The organism is Oryzihumus leptocrescens, from assembly GCF_006716205.1.
Classification (GTDB): Bacteria; Actinomycetota; Actinomycetes; order Actinomycetales; family Dermatophilaceae; genus Oryzihumus; species Oryzihumus leptocrescens.
The window spans coordinates 242,384-261,890 of record NZ_VFOQ01000002.1 but is presented as its reverse complement, the minus strand read 5'-3'; the positions used below and the strand labels follow the sequence as shown (position 1 = coordinate 261,890).

The window sequence follows — 19,507 nt, the reverse complement described above, 5'->3', positions numbered from 1 at the left end:
ACCCAGCTCCAGAAGCCTGCGCTGACCCCCTTGGGGTGGGGCAGGCGCGGACTTACCATTCGCAAAGAGGACGGCGTGTCCTCCACCCTGGCGGGGCGGTCGGGCGGGACCGGGCCACTACGGGGCCACACGAGCTGGTGGGCGTCGATGATGGGGACGGGGACCGGGGCAAACGGGGTACATGAGCGGCTGCGGCTGCCGGCCACCGAGGTCGCGCCGCGCCTGGCCCGCCGGCGCGTGGTGGAGTTCTGCCGCGAGCTCGGCGAGGACATTGCCATGGCGGCTGAGCTCCTCACCAGCGAGCTCGTGACCAACGCGGTCATCCACCCTCGACCGTCGGCCACGGCACACAGCGACGTGGCCGCGATCGTCCTGCACCTGCACCGCACCCCCGACCGCCTTCGCGTCGAGGTCATCGACCACGACCCCGAGCCGCTGCAGCCCGCCGGCCCTGCGGACGACCTCAGCCACGGCTGGGGGCTGCAGCTCCTGGACCGGCTCGCCACCTCGTGGGGCGCCCAGCCCCTGTCCGTCGAGGTGGGCAAGACGGTCTGGTTCGAGATCCACGCCTCCGCAGACGGTTGAGCCGGGGCTTCCTCTGCCGCCCCTGCCCCCGGCGACCAGCACGGCAGACCCCCCGGCCAGGGGCTCGGGGGTGACCCACGTGTGGGCCGGCTCACAGGGAGGAGGATGCTGGAGCCCATGCCTTCCTCCCCCGCGCGTCAGCCGTTCAAGAGCCCGTTCAACGTCGCCCGGGAGGCAGCGCTCAGGCCCGTGGAGCGCTTCGAGGTCGGTGAGCGGGTCACTCACGACCGACACGGGCTCGGTCGTGTCACTGCGTGCGACGGCGAAGCCGCGGTCTACGTCGACTTCGGTCACGGTGTCCGGCGTGTGACGCTGCCGACGTCCAAGCTGCACCGGCTCTGACCCGGTTCGGGTCGCCTCGTCCCGCCGACTGATGGTGGAGGCTCCAGCCACCGGGACGGCGTACTGTTGAAGTACAGGAACCGTGTCGTGCCCGACATCTGCCGGGCATCGGTTTCCGTGCTCGTGACTCCGGGCGTTCGAGCCCCCGGGTTTGGCTGGTGGCCGCCATGGCCCTGGAGACTGCACCCCTTCCTCCCGACTCCCACGGCACGTCTGGGCCCCTCGCCCAGGGCAGCCGGCTGTCGCCTCGTCTCAGCCTCCGTGCCGCCTCCCGGGAGCGGCCCGGAGCCCTCGATGGTGCGTGGTGGCCGCGCTCGTCCGACCTGGCGGCCGAGGCGCCGTCGCTGCTGGCCGCGATCTGGGCCGCACGCGACAGCAAGCCGCTCCACATGACCTACGACCCCGGCATCTGGGACTCGCACCCGGCGCGCGTGTACGTCGACGGTCACCGAGTCAAGGCCGGGTGGTTCCGCACCGACGACGCACACCAGGTGACAGTCGCCCTGGCCAACGGCACCCGGTTGATCTTTGTCGTCATCCCTTCCGACCTCGATGCCGACCAGGCGTCGTGGGCGATGCAGCGGTCCATCGAGCCTGACAACGTGCTCAGCCCCGGGGAGCTGCTGACGCTGTCGCGACGGGCAGGCCGGGATGACGAGCCCCAGCGATGACGACCCGGCTCCCGGGCCGGTCGACCTGTTCCTCCGCATCCATGCCCTCAGCGGCGAGGACATGTTGGTGGTCAGCCGTGACTTCGGCTCCGAGCTGGAAGCGGCGCAGGCCGTAGCCCGGGCGCTGGACGGCCGGCAGAGCCTGACCTTCACGCATGCGAGCTTCAGCCGGGAGAGCCAGGAGAGCGTGGTCGTCGTCAACCCGTCGAACGTCGTCGCGATCCGCATCTCCCGGACGGACAGCGCGGCAACGGGCCAGTACCTGTGACGGAGGGCTTATGTCACTGGAGACCGCCGGCGGTCACACCCGGGACCACCCCGTGACCGTCAACGGCCACACCAACACCGTGGCCGCCGAGGAGATCTCCTTCGAGGAGCTCCTGGCCCTGGCGTTCACGCCCGTCCCGGCCAGCCTGGGCTGGGTGTTCACGGTCACCTACCGGGGAGGCCCCGCGGGCCAGCCGGAAGGTTCGCTCGCACCGGGGTCGACGGTGAAGGTCAGGGACTGGATGGCCTTCCACGTCACCAAGTCCCACAGCTCGGCGGGGTGAAACGGGGTCCGAAGGGGCCCGGTCCGGGCGCCGCCGCGGATCAGATCGCGGCGTCGTCCAGCTCGCCGGTGCGCACTCGCAGGACGGACTCCACCGGCATGACCCAGACCTTGCCGTCCCCGATCCGCCCGGTCCTGGCGGAGTCCGCGATCACCCGGACGACGTCAGCGGCCTCGCGGTCGTCGGCGAGGACCTCGAGGCGGAGCTTGGGCACCAGGTCGACCTCGTACTCGGCGCCGCGGTAGACCTCGGTGTGGCCCCGCTGGCGCCCGTGGCCGCTTGCCTCGGACACCGTCATCCCGTTGATCCCCAACGCATCGAGGGCTTCGCGCACCTCCTGGAACATGTGCGGCTTGATGACCGCCGTGACGAGCTTCATCGGTTCTCCCCTGAGTGAGTGAGCGAGCGCAGTGTGCCGTGCGGGACGGTGCGTCCGGTGACGAGGGCGTGCAGGTCGTAGGCGGTCTCGGCGTGCACGGCGAGGTCGATGCCACCGACCTCGTCGTCCCGGTGGACCCGGAAGCCCATGACCTTGTCGACGGCCAGGCCCAGGATGCCGGAGACCACGAAGGCGTAGACCATCACGGTGACCACCCCGACCGCCTGCCGGCCGAGCTGGCCCGGCCCACCGCCATACAGGAGCCCGTTGACCCCCGTGGGGGCGCCGGCCGTGGCCAGGAGGCCGATGCCGAGCGTGCCGACGATGCCGCCCACCATGTGCACGCCCACGACATCGAGCGAGTCGTCGTAGCCGAGTCGGTGCTTGAGGCCCACCGCGAACGCGCAGACCACACCGGCGGCGGCCCCCAGGACGATCGCGCCGAGCGGCGACAGGGACGCGCACGAGGGGGTGATCGCCACGAGGCCGGCCACCATGCCCGAGGCGGCGCCGAGCGACGTGGCGTGCCCGTCGCGGAACCGTTCGACCGCGAGCCAGCCGAGGGTGCCCGCCGCGCCGGCGACCAGGGTGGTCGTGAAGACGATGACGGCGTCCTGGTCGGCGGCCAGCGCTGAGCCGGCGTTGAAGCCGAACCAGCCGAACCACAGCAGCCCCGCACCCACCATGACGAGGGTGAGGTTGTGGGGCCGCATGGGGTCCTTGCCGAACCCGATCCGGCGGCCGAGGACCAGGGCCAGGGCGAGCGCCGAGGCGCCGGAGGCCACCTCGACGACGGTGCCCCCGGCGAAGTCGATGAGGCCGACCTGGTGCACCAGCCAGCCTCCGGGGTGCCCGGGAGAGCCTGCGTCGAAGACCCAGTGCGCCACCGGCGCGTAGACCACGACGGTCCACACCGCCACGAACACCATCCAGGCGCCGAACCGGGCGCGGTCGGCGATCGCCCCCGACACCAGCGCCCCGGTGATCACCGCGAACAGGCCCTGGAACACGGCATACAGGAGCACGGGCACGTGGCTCGAGCCGTTGCTCGACGGCGCCATGAGGTCACCCAGGCCCAGGTGCTGCAGGGGGTTGCCGAGCAGGCCGCCGCCGACGTCGTTGCCGAAGGCCAGCGAGTAGCCGACCAGCGTCCACAGCACGAGGACGACGGCGAGGGACCCGAAGGTCATCATCATCATGTTGAGCACGCTCTTGGCGCGCACCATGCCGCCGTAGAACAGCGCGAGGCCGGGGGCCATCAGCAGCACGAGCGCCGCGGACGTCAGCAGCCACGCGGTGTCGCCGGTGTCGAGGGCCGAGGGGGCTGCGGTGAGGACGGTCATGGGAGGTCACCTTCGGCGCGGCCGCCGGGGGCGCATCCGCGACTGGTCGGGGGACGGTCAGCTCGGCGGTCGGGGCCTCCGCCGCGGGGACGATCCCACACCCGGCGCGCTCCTCGCCGTGATGCCCATTACGCGGCCGCTGTGACGTAAACCGGTATGCACGGGCGGCCGGCTTGCGCGGTGCCTGCCGGGTCCGGACCTGTGGGTGGGACAGGCCTGTGGCGCCCTGGCTGATGGGGCCCTAGAACAATCAGGCTACGTCGAGGCCCCCAGTTTGGGGAGCGACGCCGAAGGTCGCCACCGAGTGAGCGCGGCTAACCGCAGTACGAAACCGGGGCCCACTAGGACAATCTGGCGGTCCCGGGACCGTTCGCCTGAGGGAATGCACCGGCGGAACGGCTACCTAGGGTCAACACGGTCAGGACGTTTCGCGCGTGGGGGCCGCATACCCGCGCCTGACCCAGGTGGATGACGCCAGCACAAAGTGCCCGGAGAGGGTTCGGTGTCATGCCATCGCATGGGGGCATGCATGGAAATGAACGAGGCTTTTCGACGCATTGTCGTCGGCCACCGCCGGCTGCTGCTGTTCTTCGCCTTGGCGCCGCTGCTCGTCGTCGCCGTGCTCACGGCGACGACGCATCCCAGCTACGCCGCGTCCGCACGGATCCAGCAGTCAAGTGCCAAGGTCGGCTCCGACACCGAGGCGGACTCCGTCGTCAACCAGGTCAGGGGCATTGCCACCAGCACTACGGCGGTCAACCAGGCCCTGCAGGCGGCGGGCGTCAACGACCGACCCGCCTCGGAGGTCGCAGGCGAGGTCACCGTCACCCAGTTCGGCGCGTCACCGGTTCTTGACCTCACGGTCACCGACAGCCGACCGGACGTGGCCACCCGCGTGGCCACCGCGCTGGCGCGCACCGTCGTGGACTACCTGGGCGGTGAACAGCAACGGCGCGTGCAGGCCCTGATCAGCCAGATGCAGGGACAGCAGCGGCAGCTCTACGCGCAGCGCCAGGCCGTCGTCGACCGGCTGTCGGCGACGGTGGACCGGGCGCAGATCGCGACCCTGTCGGCCCAGCTGACGACCCTCGACCAAGAGCTCAGCGACCTTGGCACGACCGTCCGCCAGCTGCAGCTCCCCGATGCCACGGTTGGGTCGGCGATGCTGATCTCACCCGCCACGAAGGCCGAGCAGGTGATCCGCCGCCGCGTCACCGATTTCACGCTCGCGCTGTTGGCGGGCCTGGTCGCCGGACTCCTCGTGGCCAGCGTCCTGGAGGTGCTGCGGCCGCGTGTCGCCGATCCCGGAAGCTTCGCCCGCGAGCTGGGCGTCCCCCTGCTGGGACAGATCACCCTGTCGAGGCGCCGCGCGCGCGGACGACGTGCCCGGCGACGTGCCACCGGAGTGCACCGCGGCGGGCAGGCAGCATCCGCCGACGCCGCGCTTGGAGCCGATCCTCCAGCGACAGTGCCCCTCGAGACCGCGCTCGTCGTACGCCGCGCGGCAGCCCGGGAACATGCCCACACCATCGTCGTCGTCGAGTGCGGCAAGCTGGACCAGGTCGAGGCGGGGGCCGCCGGGCTGGCTGACGCACTGGCGGCACCACCGGCAGTGCCGTCGTCGAACGGCTGGGTGCAGCCGGACCCGCGCCGGAGACGAGTTGGGGCCGAAGGCCACGACTTCAGCGGGCACGCGGCCCCCGGGAACGATCCCGGACCGGCCACGACCACGGTGCTCCGGGGGCAGCAGGCCGAGTCGTCGGCCGACGGCCTGCACGTGGTTCGGCTCCGCGACGACAGCGCCCTGACGAACGACCCGGGGCACGTGCTGCTCGTGCTCGGCACGAACCTGACCGCCTACGCCGAGGTGCGGCGCGTCGCCGACCTCTGCGCCGCGACCGGCTGGCCGATCATCGGCGTGCTCGGCCTGCGCTACCGGAAGGGGGCGCGGCCATGAGAAACCCCTTGAGCAGCAACCCGATCCACGTGCGGGTCGAGTCTCCTGCGTCTGCCCAGGACCTGACGGCGAACATCGTGGCCGCGCTGGCGATGCTGGCCGACGCCACCCGCGTCGAGCTCGTCGGAGCGGGCGACCCCGCCGACGTGGTGCACACGATCGGAAGCGCCCAGGCCCTCTGTCCCGGTCGGGCCCTGCGGGTCCACAGCATCGAGCGCCTGCCCCTCCGTGCCAACGGGCTGTCCCCTGCCGGCTGGTGGGTACGCAGCTGCAGCCGGATGATCCCGAGGGTGGCGACCTGGCTGGTCCATGGCCAGACCGCCGGCCGGCTGCTCGTCAGCTCAGGCGTCGCGCCGGGTGAGCGGATCAGGTGCCTGCCGCTGCTGGGGCCGGCAGCCGCCGGACCCTCCACCACCACCGGCGAGACCCGGGCTGACCTGCGCCGTGCCCTGGACGTGGCTCCAGGGGTGAGGCTCGCTCTCGGGCTCGAGCCCGGGAACAGCCACGTGGACGCTGCGGCCTGGGCGCCGACGCTGCATGCCGACCGGCGCCGTGATCTCGTGGTCGCGCAGCTGCGTCCCGTCCCCGGTGCGCCGGGACACTACGCCGTCCGCCGACTCGACGGCCGACAGGGTGCCGTGGCCGCGCCCCTCCCGGTGGTCCTGCGGGCGGCCGATGTCCTCGTCGCCACGGACTCCGGGCTGGCCGCCTCGAACCCATCCGCGGCGGCGGTCGACGTGGGGCTGCCGGTCGTGGCCGTCACCACGGACAGCGCCGCCGAGCTGGTGCTGTCCGGCGGCGCCGGCTGTGTCGTCCCTCCACGCGCCGAGGCCGTCGCCCAGGCGGTGGTCGCGATCCTGGAGGGCGGAGTGACGCCCCGCCAGTTCGGTCCCGGACCCCAGGACGAGCGGCGCAAGGTCGCCCTGCTGGCCCACCACCTGCTCGACACCTACCGGCAGTCGCTCAACGTGGCGATGGTCCGGGGACTGGCATGACGACCGCGCCTCTGCTGCCCGGCCAGACGACCGACCACGTGAGCTTCGCGCAGTGCCACATCTCGCCGGAGGCGCGGGAGCTGGCGCTGGAGGTGATGGCCGGCGGCTGGCTCACGGCAGGCCAACGCACCCTGCAGTTCGAGGAGGAGCTCGCCCGGTGGGTCGGCGCCCGGACCAGTGTCGCCGTCAGCTCCTGCACGGCCGCGATCGAGATGGCTCTGCGCGCACTGGACCTGCGCCCCGGTTCCGCCGTGCTCACCCCCACGCTCACCTTCTGCGGCGCCGTGAACGCGATCGTGCATGCCGGACTGCGACCTGTCCTGCTCGACGTCGATGAGCAGACCCTCACGGTCAACGCCAGTGAGGTCGAGAGCAAGCGCCGGGAGCGTCCGGCAGCCATGGTGGTCCAGCACATGGCCGGCTACCCCGCGGCCACGCAGGAGCTGGCCGAGGCGGCCGGGCTGACGCTCGACCGGGTCGTCGAGGACGCTGCGCACGGCCTCGGGGCCTCGCGGGACGGCCGGGCGGTCGGGACGTTGCCCTCGACCACCTGCTTCAGCTTCTACGCCACGAAGAACCTGCCCATCGGCGAGGGCGGGGCGCTCACGACGCCCGACCCCGAGCGGACGGACCGGCTGCGGGTGATGCGGCAGCACGGCATGAGCAAGGACGCCTGGCGGCGGTACGAGCCGGGTGCCGGCTGGCGCTACGAGGTCACGGTCGACGGCCTCAAGGCGAACTTCACCGACCTCCAGGCGGCGATCGGGCTGGGCCAGCTGGCCCATCTGCACACCTGGCAGGCCCGCCGTGCCGAGCTGGCCGACCGCTACGACGCCCAGCTGGGCGACGTGCCCGGGCTCGTGCTCCCGCCGCGGCCCTCCGACGGCCGCCACGCCTGGCACCTGTATCCGATCCGAGTCCAGCCGGCCTTCGGTCCGTGCCGGGACGAGCTCATTGCCGCCCTGGCCGAGCGCGGTGTGGACACCTCAGTGCACTTCATCCCCGTGCACCGCTTCCCGTACTTCCGGCAGCTCCTGGGGGACCTCACCCCCTCCCTGCCCGTGGCGGAGCGGGTGGCCGACCAGCTGCTCTCGCTCCCGCTGCACCCGCACCTGTCCGATGACGCCGTTGACCGCGTGTGCGCGCAGCTCCTGTCGCTGCGCACGCACCCAAGGAGGTAAAGATGCACGTTGACGCCCGCATGCTGGGGCGGCGACCGGTCCGCCCCACCGGGGTGAGGACGTTGATCGTCGGAGCCGGCAACGCCGGCCGCACCCTCGCCCGCGACCTCACCACCACCACGTCCTTCGGGCTCTGCCCGATCGGCTTCCTCGACGACAACCCCCACCAGCGCCGGCTCGGCCGACTGGGGGTGCTCGGCCCGATCGACGCGCTCAGTGAGGTGGTCCGGGATCACGCGGTCGAGGTGGTGATCGTGGCGATCCCGTCCCTGCCACCCATCGAGCTCGCCGGGCTGCTGCAGACCGCCGCCGCCTCGGGTGCCCGTGTGCGCTACCTGCCCTCCTTCCACGCGGCGGTCCAGCGCGACTCCCGCAGCGGCGACCTCGTCGGCGTGTCCCCGGCCTCGCTGCTGGGCCGGGACGAGGTCAACGTCGTGCGCCCGGCCACCCGGGCGACCGTCCGCGACCGCCGGGTGATGGTCACCGGGGCTGGGGGCTCCATCGGCAGCGAGCTGTGCCGTCAGATCAGCTCCTACGGTCCCTCGGCGTTGTTCATGCTCGACCACGACGAGTCGAACCTGCACCGCCTGCAGCTCGAGCTGCACGACGAGGCGCTCCTGGACACCGACGAGCTCATCGTGGCCGACATCCGTGACGCGGCCAGGATCGGCCAGCTCTTCGCCGACCTGCGTCCGGAGGTCGTCTACCACGCCGCGGCACACAAGCACCTGCCCCTGCTGGAGAGGCACCCCTGCGAAGGGGTGAAGTCCAACGTCGTGGGCACGGCGAACGTCGTGGATGCCGCTGTCCGCAGCGGCGCCCAGCGCTTCATCCTCATCTCCACCGACAAGGCCGCGGCGCCGACCTCGGTTCTGGGGGCCACCAAGAGCGTGGCCGAGATGGTGGTCCGCGGCCGGGCCGGAGCCGGCACCAGCGTCGGCTCGGTGCGCTTCGGCAACGTGCTCGGCAGCCGGGGCTCGTTCCTGCACGTGATGGCCCACCAGGTCGCCAGCCACGCGCCCGTCACCATCACCGACCCGGAGGTGGACCGGTTCTTCATGACCGTCGAGGAGGCAGTCGGCCTGGTGCTGGAGGCCGGAGCCATGGCCGAGGCAGGGGAGACGTTCGTCCTCGACATGGGCGAGCCGGTGCGCCTGGTGTCCCTCGTCGAGAGCTACGCCGCCCAGGTCGGTGTCACCGACGTGCAGCTGAGGTTCACCGGGCTCCGGCCGGGAGAGAAGCTCAACGAGGAGCTGTTCAGCGCCTCGGAGTCGCCCACGTCGACCGCGCACCCCAGGATCTCCGCCACCCGAGGGGACCCGCTCCCCGGCGAGTTCGACGTCGCCGTGAAGGACCTCGCCGCGGCTGCCGCGGACAACGACGTCGACGGGGTGCTGGAGCGGCTCTCCGCGCTGGTGCCCGAGTACACGCCGTCCCCACCGGCGGACGGTGCTGTCGCGACGTTGTTCGACTCCTTCTACCCGGACGACTTCTGATGCGCGCCACCATGGTGCAGGCCGGCGAGCAGGTCCTGCTCGACTGCCAACCGCCGTGGCTGTCGCGGCTGCTGGCGGAGGCCTGCGGCGACGCGCTTCGGCGGGACGCCGGCGACACCGACCCCGATGTGCACCTGGTCGTGACCGGTGACCGCTCCCCGTTCGCGGTCGCCGGCTGGGCTCCGCTGACACGTGGCGCGGTCCACCGGGACCGCAGCGTGGTGATGACCAACGCCTGCGGCTCAGGCTTCGACGTGCGCGTCGACGTCCTCGGTGCGGACGTTCATCCCAAGGTCCGCGTCGAGGCGCGTTTCCGCCCTCCGGCCAGGGAACAGCTGGCCGCGTGGGGCCTGCGGTCCCGGTTCCACCTGCTCGTACGAGCGGCCCTGGTGCAGTACCCCGCTCTGTGGGTGGCCGGCACGCGCGGCCGGGTCCCCCTGCACGCCGCCGCCGTGATGGTCGGTGATGACGTCGCCCTCCTGGCCGGTCCCGGTGGCGTAGGCCGCTCGACCCTGCTCCTGCGCAGCCTCGAGGACGGCGGGCTCGCCTGCGCGGACAACCTCTGTGTCAGCGACGGCACCCGGGTCCACGGGCTGGTGGAGCCCATGCGCGTCGTCGGGGCCGGAGGGCGCCGGATGCCGCACGGACGCAGTGAGCGCAGCCTGCCGCACCGCGTCGACTCGCTCACCCCGACGCGCCTGGTGGTCATGCGCCGGGAGGAGCGCGGGCGCCCCGCCGTGTCAGCCATCGACCCGGCCCGGGCCGCTTCGGTCCTCGCCGCCGGCACCTACATGGCCGGGGAGCTACGGCGGTACTGGCCGTTCGCGGCCACCCTGGCCCTGGGCACCGGCACGGGGCCGGCGCACCCCGACGTCACCAGCGTCGCGCGCACCCTCGCGGCCCTCCCGGCGGTGGAGCTCACCCTGGGGCCCCCACCCGCGCCGTCCCTGGCCGAGATGCTCGCCCGCGCCGCGCAGGTGGGGTCATGACCGGCCGGGTGCGGGTCCTCACCGTGGTGACCCGCTTCGAGGCCGGCGCCGGGGCGGTGGCGCTGCGCGGGGCCATGGCGCTGGACCGGGACCGCTTCGACGTGGGCTTCGTCGCCGGGTCCGGCGGCCGGCTCCTGGAAGAGGCAGCCGCGGCCGGCTTCGACGTCCGCGTCGAGCCGGGCCTGCGCCACGACATCGCGCCACTGGCCGACCTGCGTGCCGTGCGCCGGCTGACCGAGATGCTGGAACGCGAACGCCCCGACGTCGTGCACACGCACAGCGCCAAGGCAGGTGCCATTGGTCGGGTGGCGGCGCACCGCGCTGGTGTCGCCCGGGTCGTGCACACCTACCACGGCTTCCCGTTCCACGAGTTCCAGTCACCAGCGCGGCGGGCGGCCTACGTGAGCATCGAGCGCCGGCTCGGCCGCATCACCGACGTCGGGCTCTGTGTGGGCACGGCGGTGGCGGTGGAGGCCGTGCGCCGCCGGCTCGTGGCGCCCGAGCGAGTCCGCACCATCACGGTTGAAGCCGACCGCATGCCTGCCCGCGGCAGCCGGGACGAGCGTCGGTCCGACGCGCGGTCCCGGCTCGGGCTGCCGCAGGATGCGGTGGTCGTCGGCGCCGTCGGGCGGCTCTCCTACCAGAAGGCGCCCGAAGACTTCGTGGCGGCGCTCTCGCTGCTGCACCGGCCCGGTGTCGTCGGGGTGTGGATCGGCGACGGGGAGCGCGCGGCGCGCATGCGTCGTGCCGTCGAGACGACGAGTCCGTGGAGCCAGGTGTTGCTCGCCGGGGAGCGCAGCGACGTCGTGGAGCTGCTGCCTGCGCTGGACGTGTTCGCCCTGCCCAGCCGCTACGAAGGGGTGCCGGTGGCCATCGTCGAGGCCGCGATGAGCGGGGTCCCGGTCGTGGCCACTGCGGTCAACGCCGTCTCGGACGTGGTCGTGCCGGGAGTCACGGGGCTGCTGGTCCCTCCCGAGCGACCCGAGCTCATGGCCAACGCGATCGCTCACGTCCTGGACCACCCCGACGAAGCGTCCGGTATGGCCGCCGCCGCGTGGCTGCGCCTCGCCGGTGGCTATGGCCACCCGCACCTGGGGCGCGTCCTCACCGCTGCCTACCTCCCCCCGACCTGCCCGCCCACCCGCTCCCCCCTGCCTGCGCGATACGAAGGAGTCTCCCGTGCGCGTTGACCTGTTCACCCACCCCGATGAGGGGGACGTTCGCGACCAGCTCACGGTGTTCGACAGCCCTGAGGCCACGGCCGACCCGGCGCTGCTGGAACGGCTGTCCCAGGGCACCTCCGATGCGGACCTGGCCGCGCCACCGGTCGTCCTGCCGGACTTCTGCCACAAGAGCAAGTCGGAGATGCCATCCAGCATCGCGGTGGCCACCCGCGGGGCGATCCGCCCGACCCTGACCGACGCGGCCCTGAACTGCGGCATGGCCCTGGCGACCCTGGACGTCGAACGCCCTTCTGCGGCGGCGGTCAGCGCCTTCTACCGCCGGGTGCGCGAACGGTTCCCCAACCCGCCGAGGTGGAACCGCGAGCTCACCCGGGACGAGGTGCTGCGTGCGGCAGTGGAGGGCGCCGACTTCGCAGCGCAGCGGTTCGGCCTGAGCCAGGCCGACCTTGACCGGGTGGAGGAGTTCGGCCGGCTGGAGGTCGAAGAGTATGGCGGGGCCGAGCGCGCCCGCAAGGAGCTGCCCTGGGTCTGCGTGCAGATGGCGCGGTTGAGGTTCGGCTCGATCGGGCCGAGCACCCACTTCCTCGAGCTGCAGGAGGTCGAGGAGATCCTGCACCCCGAGGCGGCCGAGGAGCTCGGCGTCCACCGGGGACAGGTGACGATGCAGTTCCACAACGGTGGGGGCGTGTTGACCGGCCAGATCGGGCAGCTCTACGGCCAGCGCAAGGCCGGCTCACGGTTGCTGCGGGCCGAGATGGCGGTGGTCAAGCCGTGGGCGCATGCCCGTGGATCGGGACGGGCCCCGCTGGCCGAGCGCTACGGCGCCTACTTCCGGTCGGGCCTTCCGTCGCTGCCGGTCGACGGCGACGAGGGCCGGCGGGTCATGCTCGCGCAGCGGTTGTCCATGAACTACGGCTTCGCCTACCGGCTGGCGACGTTCGAGGCGCTGCGCCGGTTCGCGCGCGAGGCCTTCGGCGCCCACCTGGACCTGGTGGTCGACTCGCCGCACAACTCCGTCTACGAGGAGATGGTCGACGGGGCGCCGGCCTTCGTCCACCGGCACAACGCCGCGCGGGCCTGGACTCCCGAGCTGATGGCGGGACACCCAGCGTTCGCCAACACCGGCCAGCCCCTGCTCGTCCCCGGCACCAACCGCACCTCGTCCTTCCTGTGCGTGCCCGCGCCGCAGGCGGACCGCAGCCTCTACACCGCGTGCCACGGGACCGGCAGCATCATCAGCGCCTTCGCCCGGGACGGCCGGTCCGGGGCGGACCACCTGGGACGTCGCACGCTGCGCTACAGGTACTCCGACGCGGCACCGGAGGAGATCCCCCAGCTCGACGACCGCGGGGTCGACGCGGCCCTGTCGATCCTGTCCGGCAACGGGCTCGTGCAGCCGGTCGCACGACTGCGCCCGTTCGCGGTGCTGACGTGATCGCCGACGAGGCGCCCGCCTCCACCACGAACCTGTGGCTGCCCCTGCTGCCCGACCCGCGCAGGTTCGTCGCCCTGCCCTCGACCCGGCAGCCCGTTGTGGTCGCGGAGAAGGATCCCGGCGTGATGGCGTACGTGGCGCACGCGTTGCTGGCCGCGCCCCCCGGCTCCCGCACCGCCCGGGTGCCCGCCTGGGTCCAGGCCGCGACCCGTCACGCGCTGCGCGCCCCCGTCACCTGGGGCGTGCTGCCCGCGGTGGACGGGGTGGTCCAGCCGGACGCGACCGCGGGGCCGGACGGCCTCGCGGACTGGATCGCCGACAGCGGCCACCGCATGCTCATCCTCGACCACAGCCACGACGGTGACGGCCGGGTCGTGGTCCTGCTCTTCACCGCAGGGCAACGGCAGCCGTCGATCGCCCTCAAGGTCGCGACGGGAGCCGGAGGCGCCCGGCTGCGCGAGGAGGACGCGCGCCTGCGCTCGCTCCGCACGCTGCGCATGGGACCCCTCCGCTCGACCGTGCCGCATCTGCTGCCCCCGCCCGCCGACCCGCACCTGACCGTGCTTGCGACGAGCGCGCAGCCGGGCGTGCCGATGCTGGTCTCCTACCACCGGCCCGGCCACGTCCGGTCTCCCGCGCGCGTCAGGGCCGACTTCCGCGCGGCCGGCACCTGGCTCGCGCAGCTGCAGTCCGAGCGCGTCGGCGGGAGTGCGCCGCTGGACCTTCGGCCGGGGTGCGTGGAGGCCGCGGCGCGGGTGCTGGGCGACCGTCCGGCCGAGCAGGACCGCGTGCTGGAGCTGCTGAGCAGCCTGCGGTCGCGGCTGCGCCGCTACTCCGTAGCCCGGACGGTCGTGCACGGGGACTACTGGCCCGGCAACCTGCTCGTGCGCGAGGGCCGGGTCAGCGGCGTGGTCGACTGGGAGCGCGCCGAGCCCCGCGGGAACCCGGTGGGTGACCTGGTGCGCTTCGCCGTCGCCTACGCGCACTACCTGGACCGGCACACCCGGCCCGGGCGGCCGGTCCGGGGCCATCCCGGGCTCATTGCGGGGCCGCCCGGGGCGGGGGTGCTGCACGCGACGGATGGTTCGGGCTGGTTCCCCAGCCTCGTCCGCGCATACCTGCAGGAGGGCCTCACCCGACTGGACCTGCCCCCGTCCCTGGGCCGCGACGCCGTGCTGGCTGACGTCGCCGCCACCGCGGCGGAAGCGGCGCGGCCGGGTTTCGCCCGGGACCAGTGGTCGCTGTTCCTGGCCCTGGGCGCGGTGGAGTCGTGACCGGGGCCACGGCGACTCTGCCTCCCGGGTTCCCTCCGCACCGCACCTCCCCCTCGGGCGGCAGGCACGGCTCCGGCGGCGGGATGCCCGGTCCGCCGACCGCAGCCGTACGCGGCACGGTGGAGCGGCTGGCGGTCGGCTCGATGGCGGTGGCCTTCGCCGCGCAGTTCGCCGTGCGACCCTCGGGGCCCGGCAACAGCTCGCCGGTGGACGCCCTGACCCTGGTCTCGCTGCTCTCCGTGGCGATGTGGGCGGCGGCCGCCCGGGTGCCGGTACGGGCGCCCTACGCCATCGGGTTCGGCCTGATGGTGCTGGGCGGCGCCCTGGCCGGCCTGGTCAGCGACCTGCCGGGGACCGCGCTGCTGGCCCTGGCCCAGGACGTGGTCCTCCTCGCCTGGGGCACGGCCGTGGTCACGGTGGCTCGCGACCCGGCGCGGCTTCGCCTGCTGGCCACGGCCTGGTCGTACGCCGCCACTGCCTGCGCCTCCGTCCTGGTCGCGGGGTCCCTCGCCCACCTCACCGTCATCACCGGGGTCGTCGCCCGCGAGGGCAACCGGGCCCTGTTCACCTTCGGTGACCCGAACTACGCGGCGACGTACTGGGTGCTGTCCCTGTTCGTCGTGTATGCCGCGAAGGTTCCGCGCCGCAGCGGCCCGCGGGTTCTCGCCTACGCGGTCCTGGTCTGGGCGCTGCTGCTCACCGAGTCCAACGGGGGCCTGGTGGAGCTCGGCCTCGGGTGCCTGCTGATCGCCGCCGTCGCGATGCACCGGCGCCACGGCCTGGTCGGCGCCATCGCCTGCGTCCTGCTCACCGGAGTCGTGACCACGGCAGCACTGACGGCGGTGCCGCTCAGCAGCATCCAGACCTGGGCCCGGACCTCGGGCCAGTCGATCCTGGTGAACTCGCTCGGGCGCAGCAACGACAGCAGCGCCCAGCGCAGCCTGCTGGTCACCGAGTCGCTGCAGCTCTACCAGACCGGCAACACGTTGGGGACCGGCCCGGCCACCACGAAGGCGCTGCTCAGCGCCCGGGGCTACCCCTACGCGAAGGAGGCGCACGACGACTACCTGGCCGCCCTGGTGGAGCGTGGCCCCGTCGGGCTCCTCGGCCTGCTGGTCCTGCTCGCGTCGGCCGCCTACCGGGCGGGTCGGTTGCTGCGGCCCCGGCCGGGCCCGCCGGACCCCCGGGAGCTACCCCGGCCGGTGGGCCTGGTCGCAGCCCTGCTCGCGACCGCCGCGGCCAGCACGTACTACGAGGTCATGCACTTCCGGTTCGTGTGGGGGCTCCTGGCCTTCGTCGCGGCCGCCTCCTTCGCCGACGCGGCCCGGCGTGGTCCGAGGCGCCGGGTTGCCCCATCCCCCGCCGGAGGTCCGCGGTGAGGCGCCCGGTCCGCGTGGCCGCGGCGCTGCACGTCTCCGAGGGCGACCTGGGGCGCCGGGCCGCCACGGCCAACGTCATCGCGCAGGCCACGGCGCTGGCGCTCGTGGCGCTGACCAGCCTGGTCGTCGCCCGCGTGGGTGGGGCCTCGGTCCTGGGCACGTGGACCCTGCTGCGGGTACTGCCCTGGCTCACCGGGGTGATCTGCAGCTGCGGGCTGCCGGTGGCCTCGGCGTACATGCTCAGCGGCGCGCGGGGTGAGGACCCGAGGGTCCGTCCCACATTGAGCCTGCTGGTGTTGGCCGGCACCGTGGTGGGCGTGGCGGCGTGGGCGGTGTTGACCCCCGCCCTGCACGCGCTGTTCCTGGAGCAGGTCCCGGCGCGCCTGCTGCTGCTCATGGGGGTCACGGTGGTCACCCAGCTGTGGACGGTCTGGGCCAAGGCGTGCTGCCAGGGGCGGGCGGACATGCCCGGCGCCAACCTGGTCATCGTCGCGGAGGAGGTCGCCTTCCTCCCCGCCTTCGCCGTGGCCCTGGTCGCGGGGAGCAGCTCGCTCACAGCGGTGTTGGTCGGTCTCGTCGCGGCCGGGGTCTGCTCCACGGTCATCGGCTTGAGCCGCCTGGCCGGGCGCGGCTTCTTCGGCGGGTGGGCGAGGCCCTCGCGGCCGTTGGCCCGGTCGGTCCTCGGCTACGGCTCACGAGCCCAGCTGGGCAACCTGCTCTGGCTGGTCAACCTCCGGTTGGACCTGCTCATGCTTGGGGCGCTGGCCGGCCCGGCCACGCTCGGTGTCTACGCCGTCGCCGCCAAGTCGGCCGAGCTGATGCGGCTCCCCGCCACCGCCGCCAACTACGTGCTCTACCCGCGGTTCGCCCGGCTCAACCCACCGGCGGCCGCCACGGAGATGCGCGCCCTGCTCCCGCGCGCCTGCGGCCTGACCGTCGCGGCGGCCCCCGTGTTGGCTGTCGCCTCAGCCATCGGCCTGCCGTTGCTGTTCGGGGCCGAGTTCCGGGCCGCCGTGCTGCCGGCCTGCGTCCTGCTCGTCGGGCTGGCCGTCGAAGGTGCCGCGGCGGTCTCCACGGCATACCTGTGCGGCATCGGAAGGCCGGGGACGAACTCCGCCGGCATGGCGCTCGGGGTGGTCGTCACCATCGCCCTGGACGTCGCCCTGATCCCCCGCCATGGCGCCCTCGGCGCCGCCACCGCCTCGAGCGCGGCCTACCTGTCGGCGGCCGGCCTGCTCACCTATTTGTCCCTACGCATCTCGGCCCGCGTGGCCCCCGCCCGGGTGGTCGCGCTCGAGGAGGGAACGACATGACCAACACCAGCCCGGCACCCCGTTCGTGCCCCGACTCGCACCCGACCGGGGCCGCCCCCAGGGAGTGCTCCGCCACAGGAACCGTCGTCCTCGTCGGCGCCGTCCACGAGGCCCGGCCCGCCCTGGACGTGCTGCTCGCCGACCCTCGCGTCCACCTCGCCATGGTGGTGACGCGCACCCCGGAGGGCGCAGGGCGACTCTCCGGCGCGGTCGAGCTGGCTGGCCCGGCCACCGACGCGGGGGTGCCGGTCGTGCGCTCGGACGACGCCAACGACCCTGCCGTGGTGGCCGCGGTCCGCGCGTGCGCACCGGACCTGCTGGTCGTCGTCGGGTGGACCCAGCTGATCAAGCCGGAGCTGCTGGCCGTGCCGCGGCGAGGGTGCATCGGCTTCCATGCCTCGCTCCTGCCCCGACACCGCGGGCACTCCCCCGTGAACTGGGCGATCCTGCGCGGCGAGACGCTGACCGGCAACACGATGATGCTGCTGGCCCCCGGTGCCGACACCGGCGACATCGTCGACCAGCGCGCGATCCCCATCTCCCCGGACGACACCTGCGCCACGGTCTACCAGCGGGTCGGCGAGGCCGGTGCCGCGATGCTGACCGACAACCTGGCGGACCTGATCGCCGGCACCGCACGGCGCCGCCCGCAGCGCCCGGACGAGGGCGACGTCCTTCCCCGCCGCACACCGGAGATGGGCGTCATCGACTGGGACCAGCCGGCCCGCCGGGTGCACGACTGGGTCCGGGCGCTCACCCACCCCTACCCGGGTGCCTTCACGGCGCTCGACGGCCGGCAGCTGATGGTGTGGGCCACGCGGACCCCGGAGGGCGACACGCCGGCCGGCCGGCCCGGCGAGGTCCTGGCTCTGGAGGAGAACGGCATCCGTGTGGGGGTCCGTGACGGCAGCATCCTGGTGACCCACGTGTCGATGCCCGGCCGGACCCCGCACCCGGCGATGCCGTGGGCGACGCGCTCGGGGCTGGGCGTCGGGGTGCGGTTCGACTCCGTGCCCCGCCGGCTCGCACAGTGGGCCCGCGGTGAGGGGCCCCGGCCCGTGGGTGCGCAGTGACCCGGGTGCTGGTCGTCGCCGCGCACCCCGACGACGAGCTCCTCGGGCCCGGCGGGACCCTGGCCAGGCACATCCAGGATGGGGACGAGGTCCAGGCGGTGGTGTTGGCGGACGGTGCCACCAGCCGCTACCCCACGGAGATGGTGCCGGTGCTGGCCGAGTGCGCGGCCCGCGCTGCCAAGGTGCTCGGCCTGACCGCGATCCACCTGGCGCGGCTGCCCGACCAGCAGCTGGACACCCTGCCCCTGCTGGAGGTCACCCGCACGGTCGAGGCGATGGTCGACCAGGTTCGTCCCGACGTCGTCTACACGCACTTCCCCGGCGACGTGAACAACGACCACGCCGTCGTGGCGCGGGCAGCGTGGACGGCGTGCCGCCCCTACGTCGTCCCCCGCCTGCGACGTTTCGCCGTCTACGAGACCCCGTCCTCGACGGAGTGGGCCTGGCCCCTGGCCGGAGGTGCCTTCACCCCGGAGCTGTTCGTCGACGTCAGCGAGACGATCGAGGTGAAGCTGGCCGCCCTGCAGTGCTACGAGGGCGAGCTGCGCCCCTACCCGCACCCCCGGTCCCCCCGTGCGGTCCGGGAGCGGGCCGCCTACTGGGGCAGCAAGGTGGGCCGGTCGGCGGCCGAGGCGTTCCAGGTGTTGCGGGAGGTGAGCGGGTGACTCGGCCAGCAGCCCAGCAGCTCGGTGGCACCCACCGCAGTTCAGCCCGCCTCGGTCCGGGCCGCCGCAGGGGGCCCCAGCCGCGCCGGGACAGCGCCCTGCGTCGCACCGTCGACGTCGTGGCCGCCGCCGTCGGGCTGGTCTGCGCCGGCCCGCTCCTGGTGGTGCTGGCCGCCGCGATACGCCTGACCAGCCCCGGGCCGGCGATCTACCGCCAGGACCGGGTCGGGCGGGACGGGATCCCGTTCTCCATCCTCAAGCTCCGCACCATGGTCGTCGGCAGCGACCGGGGTGGTCCGTCGGTCAGCGGCACGGCGGACCCCCGCGTGACTCCGTTGGGTCGGCGACTGAGGGCCACCCGGCTGGACGAGCTGCCCCAGCTGGTCAACCTGCTACGCGGCGACATGACGTTGATCGGCCCCCGACCCGAGGTGCCCCGGTTCCTGGAGCACTACAGCCAGGCCGAGCGTCAGCTCCTGCGGGTCCGCCCGGGGGTCATCGGACCGGGCGCGCTGCTGTTCGCCCATGACCAGGCTCGGGAGCTGGACACGGCCGACGACCCGGACCTGGTCTACGTCGCCCGCCACCTGCATCCCAAGCTGGCCCGCGACCTCGACTACGTCTGCCACCGCACCCTGAGCCGGGACATGTCCCTGCTCTCGGCGGCGGCCAGGACGCTTCTGGGCGGGAGCTGA

Annotated in this window: 20 protein-coding genes; 18 read left to right on the top strand and 2 right to left on the bottom strand. The window is 73.4% G+C overall.

The features are described from left to right. Positions 1-75: 75 nt before the first annotated feature. The 5 genes from FB474_RS18280 (at position 76) to FB474_RS18265 (ending at position 2,149) form a co-directional block, all read left to right on the top strand. Positions 76-585 (top strand): ATP-binding protein, encoded by a 510-nt coding sequence (locus FB474_RS18280; RefSeq protein ID WP_221632673.1) that lies wholly within the window; start codon positions 76-78, stop codon positions 583-585. Positions 586-702: 117 nt separating this feature from the next. Continuing rightward, positions 703-927: a hypothetical protein gene (locus tag FB474_RS18275; RefSeq protein ID WP_141790287.1), complete on the top strand. Its 225-nt coding sequence runs from the start codon at positions 703-705 to the stop codon at positions 925-927. 167 nt (positions 928-1,094) lie between these two features. Next, complete coding sequence (locus FB474_RS18270) at positions 1,095-1,598, top strand: DUF5994 family protein (RefSeq protein WP_141790286.1); 504 nt, start codon at positions 1,095-1,097, stop codon at positions 1,596-1,598. Continuing rightward, on the top strand, positions 1,579-1,866 hold the full coding sequence (locus FB474_RS20870; RefSeq protein WP_185746262.1) for a hypothetical protein: 288 nt from the start codon (positions 1,579-1,581) through the stop codon (positions 1,864-1,866). Before FB474_RS18270 ends, FB474_RS20870 begins: the two co-directional genes overlap by 20 nt. Before the next feature lie 10 nt (positions 1,867-1,876). After that, on the top strand, positions 1,877-2,149 hold the full coding sequence (locus FB474_RS18265; RefSeq protein WP_185746261.1) for a multiubiquitin domain-containing protein: 273 nt from the start codon (positions 1,877-1,879) through the stop codon (positions 2,147-2,149). Positions 2,150-2,189: 40 nt separating this feature from the next. Here FB474_RS18265 and FB474_RS18260 read toward each other — a convergent pair whose 3' ends face one another. Further along, complete coding sequence (locus FB474_RS18260; RefSeq protein ID WP_141790284.1) at positions 2,190-2,528, bottom strand: P-II family nitrogen regulator; 339 nt, start codon at positions 2,526-2,528, stop codon at positions 2,190-2,192. Beyond that, positions 2,525-3,871 carry an ammonium transporter gene (locus FB474_RS18255; RefSeq protein ID WP_141790283.1) on the bottom strand — a complete coding sequence of 449 codons (1,347 nt, stop codon included), beginning with the start codon at positions 3,869-3,871 and terminating at the stop codon, positions 2,525-2,527. The genes FB474_RS18260 and FB474_RS18255 overlap by 4 nt, the downstream gene beginning before the upstream one ends. A 529-nt stretch (positions 3,872-4,400) precedes the next feature. On the opposite strand from FB474_RS18255, the gene FB474_RS18250 reads away from it, so the two are divergent. From FB474_RS18250 to FB474_RS18190, 13 genes are read left to right on the top strand one after another with little or no spacing between them, the layout of a single operon-like run. Then, on the top strand, positions 4,401-5,828 hold the full coding sequence (locus FB474_RS18250; RefSeq protein ID WP_221632672.1) for a GumC domain-containing protein: 1,428 nt from the start codon (positions 4,401-4,403) through the stop codon (positions 5,826-5,828). Continuing rightward, positions 5,825-6,823 carry a glycosyltransferase gene (locus tag FB474_RS18245; protein WP_141790281.1) on the top strand — a complete coding sequence of 333 codons (999 nt, stop codon included), beginning with the start codon at positions 5,825-5,827 and terminating at the stop codon, positions 6,821-6,823. The genes FB474_RS18250 and FB474_RS18245 overlap by 4 nt, the downstream gene beginning before the upstream one ends. Next, positions 6,820-8,004 (top strand): DegT/DnrJ/EryC1/StrS family aminotransferase, encoded by a 1,185-nt coding sequence (locus tag FB474_RS18240; RefSeq protein ID WP_141790280.1) that lies wholly within the window; start codon positions 6,820-6,822, stop codon positions 8,002-8,004. The genes FB474_RS18245 and FB474_RS18240 overlap by 4 nt, the downstream gene beginning before the upstream one ends. A gap of 2 nt (positions 8,005-8,006) precedes the next feature. Then, positions 8,007-9,500 (top strand): polysaccharide biosynthesis protein, encoded by a 1,494-nt coding sequence (locus tag FB474_RS18235; protein ID WP_221632671.1) that lies wholly within the window; start codon positions 8,007-8,009, stop codon positions 9,498-9,500. Further along, positions 9,500-10,489 (top strand): hypothetical protein, encoded by a 990-nt coding sequence (locus FB474_RS18230; RefSeq protein ID WP_141790279.1) that lies wholly within the window; start codon positions 9,500-9,502, stop codon positions 10,487-10,489. The genes FB474_RS18235 and FB474_RS18230 overlap by 1 nt, the downstream gene beginning before the upstream one ends. Beyond that, positions 10,486-11,679 carry a glycosyltransferase gene (locus FB474_RS18225; RefSeq protein ID WP_141790278.1) on the top strand — a complete coding sequence of 398 codons (1,194 nt, stop codon included), beginning with the start codon at positions 10,486-10,488 and terminating at the stop codon, positions 11,677-11,679. Before FB474_RS18230 ends, FB474_RS18225 begins: the two co-directional genes overlap by 4 nt. Further along, positions 11,669-13,108, top strand: a complete 1,440-nt coding sequence (locus FB474_RS18220; protein WP_185746260.1) for an RtcB family protein — start codon at positions 11,669-11,671, stop codon at positions 13,106-13,108. The genes FB474_RS18225 and FB474_RS18220 overlap by 11 nt, the downstream gene beginning before the upstream one ends. Beyond that, positions 13,105-14,382 (top strand): phosphotransferase, encoded by a 1,278-nt coding sequence (locus tag FB474_RS18215; protein ID WP_141790276.1) that lies wholly within the window; start codon positions 13,105-13,107, stop codon positions 14,380-14,382. Before FB474_RS18220 ends, FB474_RS18215 begins: the two co-directional genes overlap by 4 nt. Further along, entirely contained in the window at positions 14,379-15,761 is a 1,383-nt protein-coding gene (locus FB474_RS18210) for an O-antigen ligase family protein (RefSeq protein WP_141790275.1), read from the top strand. Before FB474_RS18215 ends, FB474_RS18210 begins: the two co-directional genes overlap by 4 nt. Continuing rightward, complete coding sequence (locus tag FB474_RS18205; RefSeq protein ID WP_141790274.1) at positions 15,758-17,074, top strand: oligosaccharide flippase family protein; 1,317 nt, start codon at positions 15,758-15,760, stop codon at positions 17,072-17,074. Before FB474_RS18210 ends, FB474_RS18205 begins: the two co-directional genes overlap by 4 nt. Continuing rightward, the gene (locus FB474_RS18200; RefSeq protein WP_141790273.1) at positions 17,071-18,147 is read left to right on the top strand and encodes a methionyl-tRNA formyltransferase; all 1,077 of its coding nucleotides are present in this window, start codon (positions 17,071-17,073) and stop codon (positions 18,145-18,147) included. The genes FB474_RS18205 and FB474_RS18200 overlap by 4 nt, the downstream gene beginning before the upstream one ends. Beyond that, the gene (locus FB474_RS18195; protein ID WP_141790272.1) at positions 18,144-18,812 is read left to right on the top strand and encodes a PIG-L deacetylase family protein; all 669 of its coding nucleotides are present in this window, start codon (positions 18,144-18,146) and stop codon (positions 18,810-18,812) included. The genes FB474_RS18200 and FB474_RS18195 overlap by 4 nt, the downstream gene beginning before the upstream one ends. Next, positions 18,809-19,507: a sugar transferase gene (locus FB474_RS18190; protein WP_185746259.1), complete on the top strand. Its 699-nt coding sequence runs from the start codon at positions 18,809-18,811 to the stop codon at positions 19,505-19,507. The genes FB474_RS18195 and FB474_RS18190 overlap by 4 nt, the downstream gene beginning before the upstream one ends.

Coding starts and splice junctions, on each gene's coding strand:
- FB474_RS18275 (WP_141790287.1), top strand. CDS start 703: ATGCCTTCCTCCCCCGCGCGTCAGCCGTTCAAGAGCCCGTTCAACGTC.
- FB474_RS18200 (WP_141790273.1), top strand. CDS start 17,071: ATGACCAACACCAGCCCGGCACCCCGTTCGTGCCCCGACTCGCACCCG.
- FB474_RS18230 (WP_141790279.1), top strand. CDS start 9,500: ATGCGCGCCACCATGGTGCAGGCCGGCGAGCAGGTCCTGCTCGACTGC.
- FB474_RS18250 (WP_221632672.1), top strand. CDS start 4,401: ATGGAAATGAACGAGGCTTTTCGACGCATTGTCGTCGGCCACCGCCGG.
- FB474_RS18255 (WP_141790283.1), bottom strand. CDS start 3,871: ATGACCGTCCTCACCGCAGCCCCCTCGGCCCTCGACACCGGCGACACC.
- FB474_RS18260 (WP_141790284.1), bottom strand. CDS start 2,528: ATGAAGCTCGTCACGGCGGTCATCAAGCCGCACATGTTCCAGGAGGTG.
- FB474_RS18240 (WP_141790280.1), top strand. CDS start 6,820: ATGACGACCGCGCCTCTGCTGCCCGGCCAGACGACCGACCACGTGAGC.
- FB474_RS18245 (WP_141790281.1), top strand. CDS start 5,825: ATGAGAAACCCCTTGAGCAGCAACCCGATCCACGTGCGGGTCGAGTCT.
- FB474_RS18225 (WP_141790278.1), top strand. CDS start 10,486: ATGACCGGCCGGGTGCGGGTCCTCACCGTGGTGACCCGCTTCGAGGCC.
- FB474_RS18235 (WP_221632671.1), top strand. CDS start 8,007: ATGCACGTTGACGCCCGCATGCTGGGGCGGCGACCGGTCCGCCCCACC.
- FB474_RS18265 (WP_185746261.1), top strand. CDS start 1,877: ATGTCACTGGAGACCGCCGGCGGTCACACCCGGGACCACCCCGTGACC.
- FB474_RS20870 (WP_185746262.1), top strand. CDS start 1,579: ATGACGAGCCCCAGCGATGACGACCCGGCTCCCGGGCCGGTCGACCTG.
- FB474_RS18270 (WP_141790286.1), top strand. CDS start 1,095: ATGGCCCTGGAGACTGCACCCCTTCCTCCCGACTCCCACGGCACGTCT.